Source organism: Mitsuaria sp. 7 (assembly GCF_001653795.1).
Taxonomy (GTDB): Bacteria; Pseudomonadota; Gammaproteobacteria; order Burkholderiales; family Burkholderiaceae_C; genus Roseateles.
Genome location: NZ_CP011514.1, coordinates 1,383,150 through 1,403,268, shown reverse-complemented (window position 1 = coordinate 1,403,268; position 20,119 = coordinate 1,383,150). Strand labels below are relative to the sequence as shown.

Sequence of the window (20,119 nt, the reverse complement as noted above, 5' to 3'; positions counted from 1 at the left end):
CTGGTCCGGGGTGACACCCCGGCGCTCTAGACTCCCGACCCAATGTAATTCCGCGAGTAGCGGTACCGCAACCAACCCGCGCACCGACGCAGGGGACACGCCATGAACGCAGAAGCCTCGCACCACTCGCTGGAAACCCGCCGCCACCAGATGTATCCGCGGCTGAGCGCCTGCGACATGGCCCGCATGCAACGCTTCGGCACGCCGCTGACGTTCCAGCCCGGCCAGACGCTGCTCAGCGCGGGCAAGCCCGGACCGGGGCTCTACCTGATCCTGGGCGGCACGGTGGACGTGTGCCATCGCGACGGCATGGGCAACACGACGCCGCTGATCCGGCACACGCGGGGCAATTTCTCGGGCGAGCTGGCGGCGATGTCGGGCAAGCCCTCGCTGGTCGACGCGATCGCGGTGGACACGGTCGAGACGCTGCTGCTCCCGCCCAGCCAGCTGCGCGCGCTGATCATCGCGGAGGCCGACCTCGGCGAGCGGCTGGTGCGGGCGATGATCCTGCGCCGCGTGGGACTGATCGAATCGGGCGCGAGCGGGCCGGTGCTGATCGCCCGGCCCAACTCGGCGGCGCTGCTGCGGCTGCAGAGCTTCCTGCACAGCAACGGCGAGCCGTACCGCGTGGTCGACGTCGCGCAGGACGCGGCGGCGGCGGCGCTGATCGAGGAGTACGGCGCCGCGCCGGGCGACGTCGTCGCGGTCTGCCCGGACGGCGCGGTGCTGGTGAATCCGCCGGAGGCGACGCTGGCGCGCTGCATCGGCATGGTGGACGCGACGCCGCGCGAGGAGCTCTTCGACGTCGCCATCGCCGGCGCGGGTCCGGCGGGACTGGCGACCGCGGTGTACGCGGCCTCCGAGGGGCTGAAGGTGGTCGTGCTCGATCGCCGGGCCTACGGCGGCCAGGCGGGCAACAGCGCGCGGATCGAGAACTACCTCGGTTTCCCGACCGGCATCTCCGGCGGCGCGCTCACGGGCCGCGCCTGCGTGCAGGCCGAGAAATTCGGCGCCGAGCTGCTGATCCCCACCGAAGTCCAGTCGCTGGACTGCGCCCGCGAAGGCCCGGAGGGCGAGCTCCTCATCGCCCTCACCGACGGCCGCAAGCTGCGCGCACGCACGGCGGTCATCGCCAGCGGCGCGCGCTACCGCCGGCTGGCGGTGCCGCGCCTGAGCGACTTCGAAGGCCGCGGCATCTGGTACTGGGCCTCGGCCCTGGAGGCGCCGCTGTGCGTGGACAGCGAGGTGGTGCTGGTCGGCGGCGGCAACTCGGCGGGACAGGCGGCGGTGTTCCTGTCCGAGCACGCCTCGCGCGTGCACGTGCTGGTGCGGGGGCCGGGTCTTGCCGACAGCATGTCGCGCTACCTGATCGACCGCATCGAGGCGACGTCCAACATCGAGTTGCGCCCCTACACGGAGATCACCGAACTGCACGGCGATCCGCTGCGCGGACTGGAAGCGGTGACCTGGCGCTGCGGCCGCACCGGCACCGAGTCGCGCCAGGACACGCGCAACGTCTTCCTGTTCGTCGGCGCCGAGCCCGAGATCGATTGGCTGGCGGGCTGTCCGGTGCTGTCCGATGACAAGGGCTTCGTGCTGACCGGCGCGGACGTGAGACGTGCGCAGCGCAAGGCGGACCCGACGCTGGCCGCGGACCTCGAATGGCAGATCGAGAGCGGCCCGGCGGCGCTGGAGTCCAGCGTGCCCGGCGTGTTCGCGGTCGGCGACGTGCGCTCGGGATCGGTGAAGCGGGTCGGCGGCGCGATCGGCGAAGGGGCGGCGGTGGTCGCACAGATCCATCAATGTCTGGCGAGAATGCGGCCCCGGAGGTCCCCATGATCCTTGAAGTCGCCCTGCTCCCCGTCCGCCCCGGCCACGAGGCCGCGTTCGAAGCCGCCTTCCTGCAGGCGCAGGCCATCATCGCGTCCATGCCCGGCTACCTGGGGCACGAACTGCAGCGCTGCCTGGAGCGGACGAGCGACTACGTTCTGCTCGTCCGCTGGCGCACACTCGAGGACCACGAGATCGGCTTCCGCAAGTCGCCGCAGTACCAGGACTGGCGCGCGCTGCTGCATCACTTCTACGACCCGGTGCCGACGGTGTCGCATTACGAGGTGGTGGCCGGCGCGGCGGGATGACAATCCCGGCATGTTCGAACTCGCCATCGTGGCGGGCCTCTGGCTCGCCCTCAATCTTTTCGCCACCCGCCGCGTACTGACGATCGGCCAGTTGGTTCATCTGCCCCAGCGCATGCTCGTCGCGACGATCTGGCTGCTGCCGTTCATCGGCGCGCTCATGGCCCTGGGGAACACGCCATCGCGCCGGGTCGCCGAAGGCGTCGTCAAAGGCGCGACGCACCATGACCGGAGCGGCGACTACGGCCCGCCGCCGACCGTCCTGACCTCGGCCGAGGGCGGCGAGTTTCCACTCATCGAGCGCATGCAACAGGCCAACGGTCTTCCGATCCTGGACTGGCAGGCCCTGGCCGAGTGGGCACCGACGGCAGGTGACGGGGCCGACGCCGTCGCAACGGGCGCGAGCGCCGATGCCATCGAGCGCGGCCGTCACGCCTGGCTGCTGCACCTGCGTGAGCAGTTGGGCGCGCACATGGGGCTGTTCGTCACCGACGAGGCCTTCGTGCTCTCGTCGCTGGACCGGAAGCTGGAACGCAGCACGGCCGACTACGTCGCGACCGCCCGGGCGCGCATCCAGCGGCTGATGGGCGACGTCGTCCAGTTCCCCACCGGTCATCGCAGCATCCTGCTGGTCCTCGACGACGAGGACGACTACTACCGCTACGTCTCCATCTACCAACCGGACGGCGAGTTCTCCACGTCGAGCGGCATGTTCATCGACGCTGGCTGCCCGCACTTCGTCGTGGTGCGCGGGCATCTGCAGCACGTCGAGCCGGTGATCGCGCATGAGCTGACGCATGCCGCCCTCGCCCATCTGCAACTCCCGCGCTGGCTCGACGAGGGCGTCGCGGTCAACACCGAGCGTCGCGTCGCCGGTCCGCAAGGGTCGCTGTACACGCCGCACGAGCTGCATGCGATGCATGTCCGGCACTGGGACGCCGCCCGCATCCAGGGCTTCTGGTCCGGTGAGTCCTTCCTGAAATCGGGGGACGACAGCTCGTTGTTGTCGTACGAACTCGCGCGGATCATCGTCGAACAGATGTCCCGCGAATGGGACGGCTTCCTCGCCTTCCTGCGCGCGGCGGGAGGGTCCGAGGACGCCGGCGCCGCCGCAGCCAAGTCTGTCTTCGGCATCGACCTCGGTTCCTATGCGGCCGCGCTGGTGGAGGCTCCCTCCGACGAGGGATGGGCGCCGGCGTCCTTGATCCGTCACGCGCCCGAGCCGGCCTAAACTCCTGCCCTGCCGACGCCCTCGCCGCCACTGAAGTTCCCATGCCCCACCTGACCCTCATCGCCGCCCTCGACCGCGCGCGCGGCATCGGCCGCGACAACGAACTGCTGGTCCGCCTGCCCGAGGACATGGCGCGCTTCAAGGCGCTCACGATCGGTCACACCGTCGTCATGGGACGCAAGACCTGGGACTCCATCCCCGCGAAGTTCCGGCCGCTCGTGCAGCGGCGCAACCTCGTGCTGTCGCGGCAGCCGGGGCTGACGCTCGACGGCGCCGAGGTCTTCGCGACGCTCGACGATGCGCTCGCCGCCTGCGCGGCCGACGAGGCCGTGTTCGTCATGGGCGGCGCCCAGGTCTACGAGCTCACCCTGCCCCGCGCCGACGCCCTCGAACTCACCGAGATCGCCGCCGCCTTCGACGCCGACGCGTTCTTCCCCGCCGTCGATCCGTCGGTCTTCGCCGAGGTGCGCAGAGAGCGCCACCACAGTCCCGCCGACCGCGGGCACGACTGGCACTACGACTTCGTCCGCTACGAGCGGCGCGACTGAGATTTCCGGCGCCTTCACCTGCGCCGCCTTCACCGAATTCGCCACCTCCACCGAATCCCGAACCATGTCCGGCAACCATTTCCACGTCCACGGTCCGCACGACCACGAGCTCGAACACGCCGCGCAGCACGAGCCCCACGGGCTCGCCGGCCAGCTGGCGGTCATCACCGCCGTCCTGGCCACGCTGGGCGCGTGCTTCTCGTACATGGGCGGAGCCACTCAAGCCAACGCCGGCCTCTTCAAGAACAACGCCGCGATCACCAAGACCGAGGCCGCCAACCGCTGGAACTACTTCCAGGCCAAGAGCAGCAAGCAGAACCTGGCCGAGTTCGCGCTCGACCTGACCCCCAGCGAAGAGCAGCGCGCCAAGTACCGCGAGAAGATCGCCCGCTACGAGACCGAGAAGAACGAGATCAAGGTCCAGGCCGAGAAGCTCGAGGCCGAGTCCACCGAGTGGGACCACAAGAGCGACGAGCAGTTGCACCTCCACCACCGCTGGGCGCAGGCCACGACGGCGCTGCAAGTCGCCATCGCGCTCGCCGCGATCGCGCTGCTGACCAAGCGCCGCTGGATGGAATACGCGACGCTGGGCGCCGGGGCGATCGGCATCGGCCTGGGCATCGCCGCCTGGGTCCACGTCTGATCGCAGGTCGCACCGTGCGCCCCGGCGGGCCTCCCTCCGTCGGGGGAGGACGCTCAAGTTCGAGAACGATCGGTCGATAGCGAAGGGATCACCGCCACGCCATCAGAGCACTGCGGGACAAGCCGCCAGGGAGGCGCTTCGCATGACCCTCATCCCCTCGACCGGCGCCGGCGTGCTCGACCGCATCGCCGCCAGCCGCACGGCGTCGACCTTCCGCCCCGCGGGCGTGTCAGCGCAAGCGGCCAACGCCGCCGCCAAGCTCGCATCGTCCTCGTCGTCCGCCTCCTCCAGTTCATCCGCGCCCACGCGCGTGACGCTTGACGCCGCCGACGCCAGCGACCTCGTGTACGCGAAGCCGAAAACGCCGGGCTTCGGCCCCCAGCGTTTCTGGGCCAACGCGCGCGATGACCGCCTCAGCGAACAGATGACCCGCAACAGCGGCAAGGATGCGGTGACGCTGTCCGACCGCTGGCGCGGGCTGGGCGGCGGATTGCTGAAGCAGCTGGCGGACACCGGCACGGCCTACAAGCAGACGCTCGCCGACTACGTGCCGCCCGCCGACGGCGTCGGCGCGGCGGACGGCACCAGCGGCAGTGAAGCCGCTGCCGCCGCGGCGGCGCTGCAGGAGCAGGCCGTCGGCGGCGTCGGCACGAACGCCGCCGAGGTCAACCTCCAGATCCAGACGCGCTCCGGCCACACCGTCGAGCTCAAGATCGCCGTCAACAGCGGCGACCAGGGCGGCACGCGCGGCCTTCAGGTCGAGGTCAAGAGCTCCGGCGCGCTCAGCAGCGCGGAGCGCAAGGCGCTCGCCGACCTGGGCGACGGGCTCGACCAGGCGCTCGAAGGCCTCGGCGAAGGCGCACCCACGCTGGATCTGTCCAAGCTGATGGCCTTCGACCGGGACGGCGTGCTGTCCGGGCTCGATCTGAAGATCGAGAACCCGGACGCGCCGGCCAACGTTCCCGGCGCGATGCAGGCGTTCTCGCTGCACCTGGGCTCGGACACGAAGTCGGTGTCGCTGCGCACCACCAGCGGCGAGATGAACCTGGAGGTCGACGCCACGCCGCCCACGGGCGCCGCCAACAGCGGGCAGCGCTGGTCGTCGATCGATCAGCTGCTCAAGCAGATCGACGCGGCCGCCGATCGCGGTCACGCCGATGCCGCCATGACGAAGTCGTTCAAGGACGCATTCCAGCAACTGCAGGCGCCGCCGATCGACGCCGATGCCGCCGGCGCATCGGGCAACGCTTCAGGTGACGCGTCGGGCGGCGATCCCGCGAAGCCCACCGCGATCGCGCTCACCACCAACGCCGCGAAGGCGGGAGGTGCGGACGATGTCGCCGCCGCCCTGCCGGCGATGAGCGACGGCCTGCGCTCGCAGGTGCAGTCGCTGCAGAGCGGGCTGGCGGACTTCAAGGCGGACTTCAGCGCCGACTCGCAGCGCACGAGCCGCATCGGCAGCGTCAAGGAAGCCGGCCACGCCGATTACAAGATCAGCCAGACCACCACCGAGCGGCCCAACGCGGCGACCGGCGGTCGCGCGATCACGCAGACGCAGACCGAAGAGATGGACGCCCACTACGAGAAGTCGCGCACCTTCACGCTCGACCGCGGCAAGGGCAACTACGACGCCGCCACCGTCAAGGACAGCAAGACCGTCACGACGCTGATCGACACGGTGAAGGACTCGCTCTCGCGCGCCATGCGCAAGACCGACGAGCACAAGCTCAAGACCTTCACGGAGATCGAGGACTTCAAGGCGACGACGCACAACGAATGGCCGTCCCAGCGCAGCTTCACCGAGCGGTTGCGCTGAAGCGCTGAAGCGCTGACGCCAGAAACAGGAAAGCCCCGCGACTCACGCCGCGGGGCTTTCCTGCTTTCGCGCCGCCCATGGAGGGCGGCGCCGGATCACGCGGTCACGTGAGGATCACGTGACCTGCCGATCAGGCCGCCTTGCGACGACGCGACACGGCGACACCGACCAGCGCCAGGCCGGCCAGCGCCAGCGTGGCGGGTTCCGGCACTTCCGCGGCGGAAGCCTGGAAGAAGATCTTCTGGTAGTCGGTGCTGCCGTTCAGACCCTGGAGGTCGTTGATGCGGTAGCCGCCGACGAAATCGAAGGTATGCAGGCACATGCTCTGCGCGCCGCTGCTGGTGTCGCACTCGCCGTTAGCGACGCCGTCGCCCAGCGCGGTGAAGCCCCAGGACCAGTTCGGCGAGTAGTACCAGTTCGCGCCGTTGGCCACATGCGTGTTGCTGGTGTGGCCCGTGTCGATGATGGTGTCGGCGCGCAGGGCGGCGGCCAGCGACAGCAGCGTGTTCGAACCGGTCGCGCGGCCGGCCATCATCAGGTAGTCGCCGGAGCAGGCGCTCAGCACGTTCTGGGCGTTGCTGCCGATGGCCAGGTCCATCGTGCCGACGTAGCACTGGGTCCAGCCGCCGTTCAGGACGCTGTTGATGTCGACGTTGGTCTGGGCGCCCACCGGCAGGTAGGTCGGGGCCGCCTGGGCGGCGCCAACGAAGGCCAGGGTGGCGAGCAGAGCGGCGATCTTGGTTTTCATGGTCGTGGCGACGGGGAGGTCGGCTGATGGTTGATGCAGGTGCAAAAGCAACCGTCGTGCCACTTCATTAACTCAATGATTCATATGAGATTTTTTCAATCACCCCTAGTACTAGGGGCATGAACGTAAACAAAATCGACACATCGGGCACGCCATTTGCCGTGACGTAGTTCACGACTCGCGGTGCGGGCGCCAGGACTCCGTTTCAGGACCTCGCGACCCGACGCATCGGGATCTGCAGATTCGTCGGCCGGTTCTCCTCCGAATCGAACCCGCGCCCGTCGATGTGTCGCGCTCCCCAGAACAGCAAGTCGCCGTCCAGGTGGATCAGGTCGTACTCCTTGAAGTGCTGCCCCTCGACCAGCCCGAACGGCAAGAAGCGCCGCCCCAACACGCTGCGTCCCTGCCCCACCACCCACGGTCCTCCGTCGATGGTCGCCACCTGGTTGAGCAGATCCGCGAAGCCCTGCGCCATCGGCGTGACCTCGTAAGCCTCGTCAGCGGTGAAATCGGCCTTCTGCGCGCCAGCTATCAGCGGATGCGGCCCGGGCCAGCCGATGTGGCCCCGCAGGACGATGCGCGCGACCTCCACCTTTCCATACGGGTCCGCCCAGTTGCGGATCGTCAGCTCGAAACGGTCGTCGCTGAACGCGGTGAACGCGCGGCTCAGATAGAACGGCCGCAGCGTCCCGTCCGGGTTCTTCGCGGCGCTGGGTCGCACTTCGGGCGCGAGGCTGCGCCAATCGCCGACGAGGGCGCGCCGGGTGTCTTGCAGGGTCATGGCGGAGGTCTCCGGGCGCGATCCTGATGTCCCGGCTGCATCACAGCACCGCGCCGCTGGAGCGGTTCAGGCGCCACCTGTTCGGGGCCATGCTCAAGGGCTGAAGCCCCCTGGGAGCACCCAGGACCTCTGGGCCCAAGCATTGACCTGTCGCGGCGGTTTGTGCGTAAATGCGAATCGTTTTTATTTGTAAACGACACGCAGGTCGCCCGTTCGAGCCGCCCCATGCAAGACACGCACACCCTCAACCTCACCGCCGTGGGCCACCTCTACCGTGGCCATCACCAGTGGTTGGTCGGCTGGCTGCGGCGCCGCCTCGGGTGTCCCCATCATGCGGCGGACCTGGCGCACGACACCTTCGCGCGCGTGCTGGTGCGCCGGGACGCCCTCACCTGGCATGCCGATCTGGGCGGCGGCAAGGCCCTGCTCAGCACCATCGCCCACGGGCTGATGGTCGACCACCTGCGGCGGGCGGCGCTGGAGCGCGCGTTCCTCGAAGCCCTCTCGCTGATCTCGCAAGACCAGACGCCGTCGGTCGAGGACCAGCAGGTCATGCTGGAGACCCTGGTCGAGGTCGATGCGGTGCTCCGCGGACTGCCCGCCAAGGTCCAGCAGGCCTTCCTGCTGTCGCAGATCGACGGGCTGCCGTACAGCCAGATCGCCAAGGAACTCGGCGTCTCGCTCAGCTCCGTCCAGCAGTACATGACCAAGGCCTTCAACGCCTGCTACCAGGCTCGGCAAGGCATGTCGCTGCAATGACGAGCCCCGGCCTGGCACCGGGCGAGTTGCACCCGCCGGTCGCAGACGCGGCCGTCGAGGCCGCCGTGGCCTGGATGGTCAAGCTCCAATCCGGACGCGCGACGCCCCAGGACTACCAGGCCTGCGAGCGCTGGCAGCACGAACGGCCGGAGCATGCGCAGGCGTGGGCCCTGATGAGTGCGTTCAGCCTGAGGCTGAAGGCCTTGCCGCCTGCGCTGGCGCGAAGCACGCTGGCAGCGACGCGCGAGCCGGAGCCCGCGCCGCGACGCCGGTCGATGCTCAAGGGTCTGGCGCTGCTGGCCGGGACCGCGGGCATCGGACTCGCGAGCTCGCCCGACGGCGGCTGGCAATGTCTGGCGGCCTCGCACCGCACCGGCGTGGGCGAGCGACGACGCGTGGCGCTGGCGGACGGCAGCGTGCTGCATCTCAACACCGCCACGGCGCTGGATGCCCGCGTCGACGCTCAAGAACGTTGCGTGGACCTCTTTGCCGGCGAGGTGCTGGTCGAGTGCGCCCGCAGCAACGGCAACGGCAAGGGAAACGGCAACCGCACCGACGCCGCGGCGTCACGGCCCTTCGTCGTCCGTACGGCGCAGGGCAGGATCCAGACGGAAGAAGGCCGCTTCATCGTGCGCCAACTCGCCGCACGAACGATGGTGCAGGCGCTGGAGGGCTGGGTCGACGTGAGCCCGGGCAGCGGGGAACTGCCCCGCCGCCGACTCGCCCCGGGTGAGCAATGGGACTTCGACGCCCGCGGCGCGGGCGCCATCGAGGCGGCCGACGGCGGCGCCGGCGCCTGGGTCGATGGCCTGCTCGTGGCGCGCGACATGCCGCTCGCGGCACTGGCCGCGGAGCTGGCGCGCTACCGCCACGGCTGGCTGCGCTGCGACCCGGCCGTGGCCAGGCTGCGCATCTCGGGGGTGTTTCCCGTCGACGACCTGAACCGCGTGGTGGCCGCGATCCAGCGCACCTTGCCGGTCCGGGCACGCGCGCGCACCTCCTGGTGGGTGACCCTGGAGGCGCGCTGAAAATTTTTTCGAGAAATTTTTGAGAAGGGACTGCAGTTTTCGGCGACTCGTTCGGTTCACAGGAAAACCACCACTCTCCGACGAAAGGTTTCCATGACCGCCCGACGCCTCCGCGCCGCCCCTGCTGCTTCCACGATCCTGTTCAAGCGTTCCTCCCTGTCCGCCGCGAGCATGGCGGCCTGTTTCGCCCTGCCGCTCGCGCCGGCAGCCGTTCTCGCGCAACAGAGCGCTAGCAACAACGCCAACGCCAGCGGTGGCGTCGCGCCGGCGGCATCGGCCGCACGCAGCTTCAACATCCCGCCTGGTCCGCTCGATCTGGCGCTCAACCGCCTGGCCCGCAGCGCGGGCGTCCTGCTGTCCTTCGACCCCAAGCTGGTCGAGGGTCGTCAAAGCGCCGGACTGAACGGGAACTACACGGTGGACGCCGGCCTGCGCAGCCTGTTGACCGACACCTCGCTGAAGGCGGTGGCCCAGGCCGACGGCAGCTTCGTCGTCGAGCGCGCAACGCCCGATGAGGCGGCCGCGATGCCGTCGGGCATCCTGCCGGCGGTGCGGATCAAGGCCCGCAACGGCCTGGCGGCGAGCGAGACGACCGACCGCTACGGCGCACTCGCCTCCAGCACGGCCACGCGGCTGGCGCTGTCGCCGCGCGAGACGCCGCAGTCCGTCACCGTCGTCACCCGCGCGCGCATGGACGACTTCGGCCTGCTCAACGCCAACGACGTGCTCGCCAGCACCACCGGCGTCTCGGTCGACGTGGTCGAGACCGACCGGACCTACTTCAACGCCCGCGGTTTCGACATCTCCAACTTCCAGATCGACGGCGTCGGCATGCCGTTCACGAACGGCGACCAGCTTGGCGACATCGACACCGCCCTCTACGACCGCGTCGAAGTGCTGCGCGGCGCCAACGGCCTGCTGTCGTCCACCGGCAATCCCGCGGCCACCGTGAACTACGTGCGCAAGCGGCCCACGGCGGACTTCCAGGGCTCGGTCGGCCTCACGCTCGGCTCGTGGAACAAGAAGCGCGCCGAAGGCGATGTGTCGGGTCCGCTCAACGAGGCCGGCACGCTGCGCGGTCGCGCCATCGTCATGGCCCAGCGCAACGAGTCCTTCATGGACAACTACGCGCTCACCAAGAACCTGGCGGCCGGGCTGCTCGAAGCCTCGCTCACGCCGCGCACGACGCTGACGCTGGGGCTGTCGCGGCAGGCCAACCGCCCCGAAGGCACGGCCTGGGGCGGCCTGCCGCTGAACTATGCGGACGGCTCGCCCACCGACTACCCGCGCTCGACCGCGGCGGCGCCGCGCTGGTCCCACTGGGACAACACCGACACGACGGGCTTCGTCGAGCTCGCGCACGCGCTGGGCAACGGCTGGAACGCCAAGGCGATGGCGAGCTACCGCACGCTGCGCGCCGACGGCAAGCTGTTCAGCATCGCGGGCGCCCTGCCCGACCGCACGACGGGGACCGGCACGGAGAGCTGGCTCTCCACGCAGGTGACCGACGAAACCCAGAAGCTGTTCGACGTCAGCGCCTCCGGCCCCTTCGAGCTGCTGGGTCGCCGCCACGATGCGGTGGTCGGCATCAACACGGCGCGGGTGCACAACGAGGCATCCTACCAGCGCGGCGCCGGCAACGGCACGGCGATCACGGCGCCCGACGGCTGGGGCAGCTATCCCGAGCCGGCCTGGAGCGGCGGGACCGGCTCGGCCGACTTCGTCAACCGGCGCGAGTCGATCTACGCCATGACGCGCGTGAACCTGGCCGATCCGTGGAAGCTGCTGCTCGGACTCAACCACACCCGCATGCGCAGCGAGGGCCTGGGCTTCCGCGCGGTGCCGCGCGTCTACAAGGAGGCCGAGACCGTCCCCTACGTCGGCACGGTCGTCGACGTCGACGCGCACCACTCGCTCTACGCGAGCTACACCAAGATCGTGAACCCGCAGACGCAGGTCGATGCGCGCCAGGCGCTGCTCGGGCCGATCACCGGGAGCAACGTGGAACTCGGCGCCAAGGGCGAATGGCTCAACGGCGAGTTGAACGGCTCGGTCGCCGTGTTCCGCACCAAACAGAACAACCTGGCCGAGTACGCCGGCTTCGACACCGACGGCGGGTTCTCGTACTACCGCCGCATCGATGCGGCGTCCAAGGGGTTCGAGCTCGAGATGACGGGCCGGCTGAGTGCCGACTGGGACCTGACGGCCGGCTACACGCAGCTGCGCATCGAGGACGCCGCCGGCGCCGACGCCCGCACCTTCATTCCGCGTCGCACGGCGCGCCTGTCGGCGCGCTACCGCGTGCCCGCGCTGCCTCAACTCAAGCTCGGCACGACCTTGCGCTGGCAGAGCGCCATCCACCGCGTCAACGGCACGCAGGCCGCGCCGGACGGCAGCGACATCATTTCCCGGCAGTCCGGTTATGCCGTGCTGGGCCTGATGGCGCGCTACGACTTCAGCGACCGGCTGAGCGCCCATCTGCTGATCAACAACGTGACCGACCGGAAGTACCTGGCCAGCCTCTACTGGGACCAGAGCCTGCAGGGCGCCGGGCGCAACGGCCAGCTCACCTTGAACTGGAAGCTCTGACATGACGGCGCCGCAGTCGCCGTCCACCCACCCCGTCGTCGCCGACTTCATCGCCCACCGTCCGCTGCTCAAGCGCGCGGCGTGGCGCTGGATGGGCGACCGCGACCTCGCCGACGACGTGGTGCAGGAGGCCTACATGAAGCTGATGCAGAGCACGCCGCCGCCCGGCGTGCAACAGCCGGTGGCCTATTGCATGCGGGTCGTGAAGCACCTCTGCATCGACCACCTCCGCCGCCGCCAGACCGAGCGGCAACTGATCGGCGAGGAGGACGAGGGCGAGGGCCAGGACCTCGAAGCCGGCACCGGCACGCCCGAACACCAGGCCATGGGCCGCCAGCTCCTGCAGTGTGTCGATCGATGCCTGCGCGGTCTGCCCGCGCGCACGCGCCAGGCCTTCGTGCTGCACCGCGTGCACGGCCACACGCAGCAGGAAGTGGCGCAGCGGCTGGACGTCTCGACCACGCTCGTGAACGCCATGGTGCAGGACGCACTGCGGGCGTTGACGCGGTGCCCGGAACTCGGCCGTTCGAACTGAGCGTCCCCGGAGTAGCCCCTCGGATCGCAGGTCCTCTTCCTGAAAATTCCGGCGCGGGATCCGTCAAAGGGAGGTAGCGCGCGGTCGACCACCGCGCACCCCACTCTCAGCGACTGGAAGGCGGCCACGATGCCTGGCAACGATCCCCGATCCACCGACGCCGAGGTCCTTGATGTCATCGGCATCGGCCTCGGCCCCTTCAATCTCAGCCTCGCGTGCCTGATGGCGCCGCTGGCCGACGCGCCGGTGCCGTGCCGCGCGCTCTTCCTCGACAGCCACCGGGAATTCAACTGGCACCCCGGCATGCTGATCGACGAGACCACGCTGCAGAACCCCTGCCTGGCCGACCTCGTCAGCCTGGCCGACCCGACCAGCGAATACAGCTACCTCAACTACTGCAAGCACAGCGGCGAGATCTACTCGCACTACATCAACGGTCCGCACTACATCACCCGCGAGGCTTTCAACCGCTACTGCCAGTGGGCCTCGCGGCGCCTGCCCAACGTGCGCTTCGGCCACGAGGTGGTGGCCGTGTCCCATGACGCCCACGCCGCGGGCGGCGCCGCCTACCGCGTCCATGCGCGCCGCGCGGACGGCGCGCTGGTCGAGTTCCTCGCGCGCAAGCTGGTGCTGGGCGTCGGCGCCCAACCCAGCCTGCCGGCCTGCTGCGAGGGCGACGCCCATCCCTACCTGCACACGGCCCACTACCTGCAGCACAAGGCGCAGCTGCTGGACAAGCGCTCCGTGACCATCGTCGGCAGCGGCCAGAGCGCCGCCGAGGTCTGTCACGACCTGCTGAAGGAAGCCGCGTCACGCGGCACCACGGTCAACTGGATCACGCGCTCCCCCTACTTCTTCCAGATGGAGACGACCCGGCTCACGCTGGAGATGTTCTCCCCGGACTACACCGACTACTTCTACGACCTGCCCGAGGACCGCAAGCCCGCCGTGCTGGCCCGGCAGGACAGCCTCTACAAGGGCATCAACGCGCGGCTGATGGACGACATCTACCACCAGCTCGAGCGCGCGCGGCAGCGTCGCAGCCACCCGGCGCATCTGGTCACCCAGTCGGAGCTGCGCCGCTGCCGATTCGACGAGGCCAGCGGGCAGCACGTGCTGGAGTTCCATCGCACCGACACGGGTGAGGTCTTCGAGCATCAGACGGACGGACTGATCTTCGCCACCGGCTACCGGCAGCGCGTGCCGCGCTTCCTCGGCGGCATCGAGCATCGCCTGCGCTTCGACCGCCAGGGCCGCTATCAGCCGACGCGCAACTATGCGGTCGACAGCGCGGGCAGCGAGGTCTACGTGCAGAACGGCGGCCTGCACAGCCACGGGCTGAGCAACCCCGAGCTGGGCCTGGCCTGCTACCGCAACTCCTGCCTGATCCGCGAGCTCACCGGCAGGGAGCACTACCCCATCGAGACCGGCTTCGCGCTGCAGAGCTTCGGCGTGCCGCGCTCGCCGCTGTTCAGGGCGCTCCCGTCCGCCGCCCTCTTCCCGCATTCGCCGCATTCACCGCATTCACCGCAGGACAAAGCATGCGCCTGAAACACGGACTGATCCTGATGACGCTGTTCGCCGTCATCAGCGACGCCCTGCTGATCCCGTTCTATCCGCAGTTCTTCGCGGAGCGCTACGGCGAAGCCAGCCCCTGGCACGTCGGCGCCTACGTGGCCTTCATCTCCATCACGGTGATGTGCGTGTTCCCGCTGTGGGTGCGCGTCGCGCGCCGCGTCGAAACGCTGCACATCCTGCAGTACACGCAGGGCATCGCCGCGGCGCTGTGCCTGGCCAGCTACTGGGCGCCGGACCTGGTGAGCTACTGGGGGTTGTCGATGGCGATGTTCGCCTTCAAGAGCAGCTACCTGCTCAACTTCCCCTACCTGATGCGCACCGAGTCCGACGAGACGCGCGGCGGCACCATCGGCTTGCTGTCGGTGACGGCGCATCTGGGCGTGGTCCTCGGCGCGGTGGCGGGCGGCGCGGTGATCGAGCACTGGGGTGTGCGCGGATGCGTGCTGCTGATGGCGCTCGCCGATGTCGTGCAGATGGGCCTGTGCACCTGGCTGATCCGCAGCCGGCGCATGGTGCCGGTGCTGGCCGAGGATGCCGAGGAACGCACCGCCCCGCGACGCTTCAGCCTCACCGGTCACACGGCCATCCTGAAGCTGGCCGTGGTGATGCTGCTGTTCGACTTCGGCGCGGCGCTGGTGCGGCCCTTCTTCTCGCTCTACTGGTCCAGCATCAGCGAAGCAGGCGGAGAGGTGGTGGCCGGCGCGGCCTTCGCGGTGCCCAAGATCGTCGCGGTCTGCGCGCTGCTGATCCACCGCTGGCTGACGCTGCCGGAGCAGCATCCCACGCGCCGCACGCTCGCCAACCTGATGCTGGGCGCCGTCGGCCTGGGGCTCCAGGCCGTGCCCGACATGGCGACGCTGCTGATCGGGCGCGTGCTGCTCGGCTGGGCGCTGTACCAGCTGGTCATCAACTTCGACGTGCAGCTCTACCAGCTCAGCACGCCGGACGACTTCGGCCGCGACTACGGCGTCATCAACATCTTCCAGAACTGCGGCGTGCTGCTCGCGTCGTTCACCGCGGGCTCGCTGGTGGCGACGCTCGGGCTGCGGGCGCCGTTCATCGTGGCCTGCGTGGCCTTCCTGCTCGCGGCCGCGCTGTGGCTGTGGAGCTTCCCGAAGGCGCGCCCCGCGGGACACGCGTCCGCCCTCAACCCCAACCCGGAGGACTCTTCCCATGCGCCCGTCGCCTGAATCCGCCCTCGCTTCAGCGCCAGCGACCTACACCTCGCCCGGCGGCCTGGTGTTCCGCCGCCTCGTCATCCCGGACGACATCCCGCTGATCCACGGCTGGTTCCAGCAGCCGCACGCGAAGTTCTGGTGCCTGCAGGGCAGCAGCGTCGCGGAGGTGCGCGAGCTCTACGCCGCGCAGCTCGCCAGCGGTTTCCGCGACGTGCACATCGGCTCCCTGGATGGCGAGCCCGTGGTGCTGGCCGAGTCCTACGACCCGCGCTTCGACCAGTTGGCCGACCACTACGCCGTGCTGCCCGGCGACCTCGGCATGCACATCTGCGTGGCGCCGGCCCGCCGGCCCGTGCGCGGCTTCTCGCGCCGGGTCTTCCAGGCCGTGATGGACCTGATGTTCGACGGCCTGGGCGCGCGCCGCGTCGTCGTCGAGCCCGACGCGCACAACGACCGCATCCACGTGCTCAACAAGACCTTCGGCTTCGTCTACCGCGGCGACGTGCAGCTGCGCGAAAAGGTGGCGAGCCTCGCGCTGTGCACCCGCGCGGACTACCGCACCGCCCTGCAACACCTCCATGAGATCCCCGCATGACCTCGCATTCCACTGCATCGCCTTCCACGACCTCGCTTTCCACGACCTCGCCCTCCTCGCCTGCCGCGGTGATCGACCACCTCAACCCTGAGGTCTGGCGCAAGGTCAACCGGCTGCTCGTGCGCAAGGCGCTCTCCGAGTACGCGCATGAGCGCATCGTCGAGCCGCGGCCCGAACCCGCGATCGCCGCGCGACGCCCGCTCCACCAGTGTTATTCGCTGGCCACGCCCGACGGCCACACCGTCTACCGCTTCGAGGCGCGTCTGATGGCCCTCGGCCACTGGGCCGTCGACGTCGATTCCATCGAATGCCTGGCGGGTGGCGTCAGCCGCGAGGTCGACGCGCTGCGCTTCATGACGGACTTCAAGCAGGCGCTGGGCCTCAAGCCCGAGCAGCTGCCCATCTACCTGGACGAGATCTGCAGCACGCTCTACAGCAGCGCCTACAAGCGGCTCAACACCGTGCACGGCAGCCGCGCGCTGATCCATGAAACCGACTTCCAGGTGGTCGAGACCTCGATGACCGAGGGCCACCCCGCCTTCGTCGCCAACAACGGCCGCCTCGGCTTCGACGGCGCCGACTACCGCGCCTATGCGCCGGAGGCCGCCTCGCCCTTCCAGATCGTGTGGCTGGCCGTGCACCGCGACCAGGCGGCCTTCCACTGCGTGCCCGACCTCAGCTACGAGCAGCTCCTGCGCGAGGAACTCGGCGACGAGACGCTGGCCCGCTTCGACCGCCAGCTGCGCGGGCAAGGCCTGACCCCGACGGACTACCTCGTCGTGCCCGCGCATCCCTGGCAGTGGGCCAACAAGCTGTCGGTGGCCTTCGCGCCCTACGTCGCGCAGCGGCGCATCGTCTTCCTGGGCCTGGGCGAGGACCAGTACCTCGCGCAGCAGTCCATCCGCACGATGTTCAACGTCAGCGCGCGGCACAAGCGCTATGTGAAGACCTCGCTGTCCATCCTCAACATGGGCTTCATGCGCGGGCTCTCGCCGTACTACATGTCCGGCACGCCGGCGATCAACCAGTGGATCAAGGAGCTGCTGGACCGCGACGACGAGCTGCGCGCCAACGGCTTCACGATGCTGCGCGAGGTCGCCTCGATGGGCTTCCGCAACCACTACTACGAAGCCGCCGTCGAGACCGACACGCCCTACAAGAAGATGTTCTCGGCCCTGTGGCGCGAGAACCCGCTGCCCCTGCTGAAGGCCGGCGAGCGGCTGATGACCATGGCCAGCCTGCTGCACGTCGACCGCGACGGCGTGGCCCTGCTGCCGGCGCTCATCGAAGCCTCGGGGCTCAGCGCCCGGGCCTGGCTGAAGCGCTACCTCCAGGCCTACCTCACGCCGCTGATCCACTGCTTCTATGCCTACGACCTGGTCTTCATGCCGCACGGCGAGAACCTGATCCTCGTCATGCAGGACCACGTGCCGGTGCGCGTGATGATGAAGGACATCGCCGAGGAGGCCGCGATCTTCAACACCGCGGCGCAGCTGCCGGAGAACGTCCGCCGGCTGGTGATGGACTTCCCGGACGACCTGAAGACGCTCGCCGTCTTCATCGACATCTTCGACGGCTTCTTCCGGTACATGAACCAGATCCTCGTCGAGCACGGCACGTGCAGCGAGCAGGACTTCTGGGGCGAGGTGGCCGACAACATCCGCGTCTACCAGGACGAGCATCCGCAGTACCGCGACAAGTACGCCCGCTACGACCTCTTCGTGCCGACGTTCCGGCAGTCCTGCCTGAACCGGCTGCAGATGGGCAACAACACGCAGATGATCAACCTGTCCGATCCGGCGGCCAACCTGAAGATCGTCGGCACGCTGGACAACCCGCTGTACCCGTTCGCGCCGGCGTCGTCCGTCGCGCCCGGCGCGGCGAAGCGCGGAACGGCGTCGGCGTCGGCGTCGGCGTCGGCGTCGGCGTCGGCGTCGGCGGCGCCGGCGCCGGCAGAGGTCGCATCCTGACCCTCGCCGCGTTCTTCGCGCGGGCGCGCACCGTGGTGCCGTCGCTGCACGGGCGTTGCGACGCCGACGCGGCGGCGCAGTCCGCGGACGTGGCCGCCGAAGGCCTCGTCGCCGCGCTGCGGGCGCGTGATCCCCAGGCGGGCCGCGCGTACTGGGCGCTGCGCGCCTGGTCGCGGCTGGTCTGGCAGCCGACCTACGCCAGCGTGTTTGCCGTCGAGCTCGCGGGCGGCGTGCTGCCGCTGGCCGGCCTCGGCTGGGACGTGGACATCGACGAGGCGGACGTGACCGGCTTTGCCATTCCGGCGGCCAGCTTCGCGGCGACGACGTCGGGGTCAGGTCGTGCCAGGGCGGCCGAGCAATTGCGGACGCTGTCGGCGACGCTGCTGGTCGCGGTGCAGGCCAACCTGCCGCTGCATCCCAAGGCGGCGCGGCGACAGCTCGCCGACTGCGTGCTCGCGGCACTGCTGAGAGTGCAACCGCTCACGAGGCAGACCGACGATGACCTGCACGACATCGGCGCCGACTGGCTCCGCCTCCTGGGCGCGTCCGGCGACAGCGGCTACCTGGCCTTTGACACCGCGCCCGGCACCACGTGCCTGGCGCTGGACCGCGGCGTGTGCTGCCTCGACGACAGGCGCGCCGGCGGCGACATGTGCAACACCTGCCCGCGCCTGCCGCGCGCCGAACGGCTGCGGCGGCTGGGCGCCCAAGATCTCCGGAACTCCGCATGAACGACATCGTCCGACGCGCGCACCTGCTGTCCACCCAGCCGCAACTGCCGGCGCAGGCCTACTTCGACGACGAGCTCTTTCAACGCGAGATGGCGATGTTCGCGCGCCAGGCCCCGCGGTACGTCGGGCATCGCCAATGGGTGCCGGAGACCGGCGACTGGCGCACCCTCGCGCACGAGGACAACGGCCGCGTGCTGGTGAACGGACGCGACGGCGTGAAACTGCTGTCGAACGTGTGCCGCCACCGCCAGGCGCTGATCCTCGGCGGCGACCCGGGCGCGGTGACGTCCGGCACCTCGCACGGCCGCCTGCCGGCGGCCTCGGGCGGACACATCGTCTGCCCGCTGCACCGGTGGACCTACACCGATGCCGGCGAGCTCGTGGGCGCGCCGCACTTCTCGCCGCAGCCCTGCGCGCATCTGCCGCGTTATCCGCTGAAGGAATTCGACGGTGCCTTCTTCGAAGGCCCGCGCGATCCGGCGCGCGACCTGGCCGGTCTGTTCAAACGCCCCGAGTTCGACTTCTCGGACTATGTGCTGGACCGCATCGAGACCCACACCTGCCGCTACAACTGGAAGACCTTCATCGAGGTCTATCTGGAGGACTACCACGTCGGCCCCTTCCATCCCGGCCTGGGCAGCTTCGTGACCTGCGACGACCTCGACTGGGAGTTCGCCGCGCCTTTCAGCGTGCAGCGCGTGGGCGTGCACCGCGAGCTCGACTCGCCGGGCTCACCGGTCTACCGCGCCTGGCATGAACGTCTGCTCGCCTACCGCGGCGGCGTGCCGCCGGACTTCGGCGCGATCTGGGTGACCTACTACCCGACCCACATGATCGAGCTCTACCCGCACGCGCTGGTGCGCTCGACGCTGCACCCGCGCGGCCCGCAGGAGACGCTCAACGTCACCGAGTTCTACTACCCCGAGGACATCGTCGCGTTCGAGCGCGAGTTCGTCGAGGCGCATCAGGCCGCGTACAACGAGACCGTCGTGGAAGACGACGAAATCGCCGAACGCATGGACGCCGGACGCCGGGCGCTCTGCCGGCGCGGCACCACGGATGCCGGCCCCTATCAATCGCCGATGGAGGACGGCATGCGCCACTTCCACGAGTGGTACCGGCTGACGATGGGGGGCTGAAGCCCCGGGCGCGCTATAATCGCTGCGGCTTTCGAGCTGACCCAAGGCTGGCTGGCAACCGCCCAGACCATTGCCCCCTGCGTATCGACGATCTGCCGACCCGGGATCCTGTCTA

The 20,119-nt window shown here is 69.5% G+C and carries 18 protein-coding genes; 16 read left to right on the top strand and 2 right to left on the bottom strand.

What is annotated here, in order from left to right; all coding sequences use genetic code 11:
• Positions 1–102 precede the first annotated feature (102 nt).
• From ABE85_RS06215 to ABE85_RS06190, 6 genes are all read left to right on the top strand, one after another.
• The gene (locus tag ABE85_RS06215) at positions 103–1,839 is read left to right on the top strand and encodes an FAD-dependent oxidoreductase (RefSeq protein ID WP_067271320.1); all 1,737 of its coding nucleotides are present in this window, start codon (positions 103–105) and stop codon (positions 1,837–1,839) included.
• On the top strand, positions 1,836–2,138 hold the full coding sequence (locus ABE85_RS06210; protein WP_067271316.1) for an antibiotic biosynthesis monooxygenase: 303 nt from the start codon (positions 1,836–1,838) through the stop codon (positions 2,136–2,138). Before ABE85_RS06215 ends, ABE85_RS06210 begins: the two co-directional genes overlap by 4 nt.
• 10 nt (positions 2,139–2,148) lie before the next feature.
• Positions 2,149–3,366: a hypothetical protein gene (locus tag ABE85_RS06205; protein WP_067271312.1), complete on the top strand. Its 1,218-nt coding sequence runs from the start codon at positions 2,149–2,151 to the stop codon at positions 3,364–3,366.
• Between the two features lie 41 nt (positions 3,367–3,407).
• Complete coding sequence (locus ABE85_RS06200; RefSeq protein WP_067271308.1) at positions 3,408–3,914, top strand: dihydrofolate reductase; 507 nt, start codon at positions 3,408–3,410, stop codon at positions 3,912–3,914.
• Positions 3,915–3,978: 64 nt separating this feature from the next.
• Positions 3,979–4,557: a DUF4337 domain-containing protein gene (locus ABE85_RS06195; protein ID WP_067271305.1), complete on the top strand. Its 579-nt coding sequence runs from the start codon at positions 3,979–3,981 to the stop codon at positions 4,555–4,557.
• Between the two features lie 142 nt (positions 4,558–4,699).
• The gene (locus ABE85_RS06190) at positions 4,700–6,373 is read left to right on the top strand and encodes a hypothetical protein (protein ID WP_067271301.1); all 1,674 of its coding nucleotides are present in this window, start codon (positions 4,700–4,702) and stop codon (positions 6,371–6,373) included.
• Positions 6,374–6,503: 130 nt separating this feature from the next.
• On the opposite strand, the gene ABE85_RS28290 is transcribed toward ABE85_RS06190, so the two are convergent.
• Positions 6,504–7,121: a PEP-CTERM sorting domain-containing protein gene (locus ABE85_RS28290; RefSeq protein WP_067271298.1), complete on the bottom strand. Its 618-nt coding sequence runs from the start codon at positions 7,119–7,121 to the stop codon at positions 6,504–6,506.
• A 205-nt stretch (positions 7,122–7,326) separates the two neighbouring features.
• On the bottom strand, positions 7,327–7,902 hold the full coding sequence (locus ABE85_RS06180) for a hypothetical protein (protein ID WP_067271295.1): 576 nt from the start codon (positions 7,900–7,902) through the stop codon (positions 7,327–7,329).
• A 225-nt stretch (positions 7,903–8,127) separates the two neighbouring features.
• Here ABE85_RS06180 and ABE85_RS06175 point away from each other — a divergent pair, with 225 nt between their 5' ends.
• The 10 genes from ABE85_RS06175 to ABE85_RS06130 all read left to right on the top strand — a co-directional run bounded on the left by ABE85_RS06175 (position 8,128) and on the right by ABE85_RS06130 (position 20,004).
• A complete protein-coding gene (locus ABE85_RS06175) occupies positions 8,128–8,661 on the top strand; it encodes a sigma-70 family RNA polymerase sigma factor (protein WP_067271292.1) in 534 nt (177 codons plus the stop codon).
• Positions 8,658–9,689: a FecR domain-containing protein gene (locus ABE85_RS06170; protein WP_067271290.1), complete on the top strand. Its 1,032-nt coding sequence runs from the start codon at positions 8,658–8,660 to the stop codon at positions 9,687–9,689. The genes ABE85_RS06175 and ABE85_RS06170 overlap by 4 nt, the downstream gene beginning before the upstream one ends.
• Positions 9,690–9,782: 93 nt before the next feature.
• A complete protein-coding gene (locus ABE85_RS06165; protein WP_197507220.1) occupies positions 9,783–12,278 on the top strand; it encodes a TonB-dependent siderophore receptor in 2,496 nt (831 codons plus the stop codon).
• 1 nt (position 12,279) lies between these two features.
• On the top strand, positions 12,280–12,813 hold the full coding sequence (locus ABE85_RS06160) for a sigma-70 family RNA polymerase sigma factor (protein ID WP_067271286.1): 534 nt from the start codon (positions 12,280–12,282) through the stop codon (positions 12,811–12,813).
• A 129-nt stretch (positions 12,814–12,942) separates the two neighbouring features.
• Positions 12,943–14,364: a lysine N(6)-hydroxylase/L-ornithine N(5)-oxygenase family protein gene (locus ABE85_RS06155; RefSeq protein ID WP_067271283.1), complete on the top strand. Its 1,422-nt coding sequence runs from the start codon at positions 12,943–12,945 to the stop codon at positions 14,362–14,364.
• Positions 14,355–15,581 carry an MFS transporter gene (locus ABE85_RS06150; protein WP_067271280.1) on the top strand — a complete coding sequence of 409 codons (1,227 nt, stop codon included), beginning with the start codon at positions 14,355–14,357 and terminating at the stop codon, positions 15,579–15,581. The genes ABE85_RS06155 and ABE85_RS06150 overlap by 10 nt, the downstream gene beginning before the upstream one ends.
• Complete coding sequence (locus ABE85_RS06145) at positions 15,565–16,164, top strand: GNAT family N-acetyltransferase (protein ID WP_067271276.1); 600 nt, start codon at positions 15,565–15,567, stop codon at positions 16,162–16,164. The genes ABE85_RS06150 and ABE85_RS06145 overlap by 17 nt, the downstream gene beginning before the upstream one ends.
• Complete coding sequence (locus ABE85_RS06140; protein ID WP_067271272.1) at positions 16,161–18,134, top strand: IucA/IucC family siderophore biosynthesis protein; 1,974 nt, start codon at positions 16,161–16,163, stop codon at positions 18,132–18,134. The genes ABE85_RS06145 and ABE85_RS06140 overlap by 4 nt, the downstream gene beginning before the upstream one ends.
• A gap of 32 nt (positions 18,135–18,166) precedes the next feature.
• Positions 18,167–18,865, top strand: coding sequence for a (2Fe-2S)-binding protein (locus ABE85_RS27890; protein WP_067271269.1), 699 nt, complete (start codon positions 18,167–18,169; stop codon positions 18,863–18,865).
• Positions 18,862–20,004 carry an aromatic ring-hydroxylating dioxygenase subunit alpha gene (locus ABE85_RS06130; RefSeq protein WP_067271265.1) on the top strand — a complete coding sequence of 381 codons (1,143 nt, stop codon included), beginning with the start codon at positions 18,862–18,864 and terminating at the stop codon, positions 20,002–20,004. Before ABE85_RS27890 ends, ABE85_RS06130 begins: the two co-directional genes overlap by 4 nt.
• Positions 20,005–20,119: the final 115 nt, after the last annotated feature.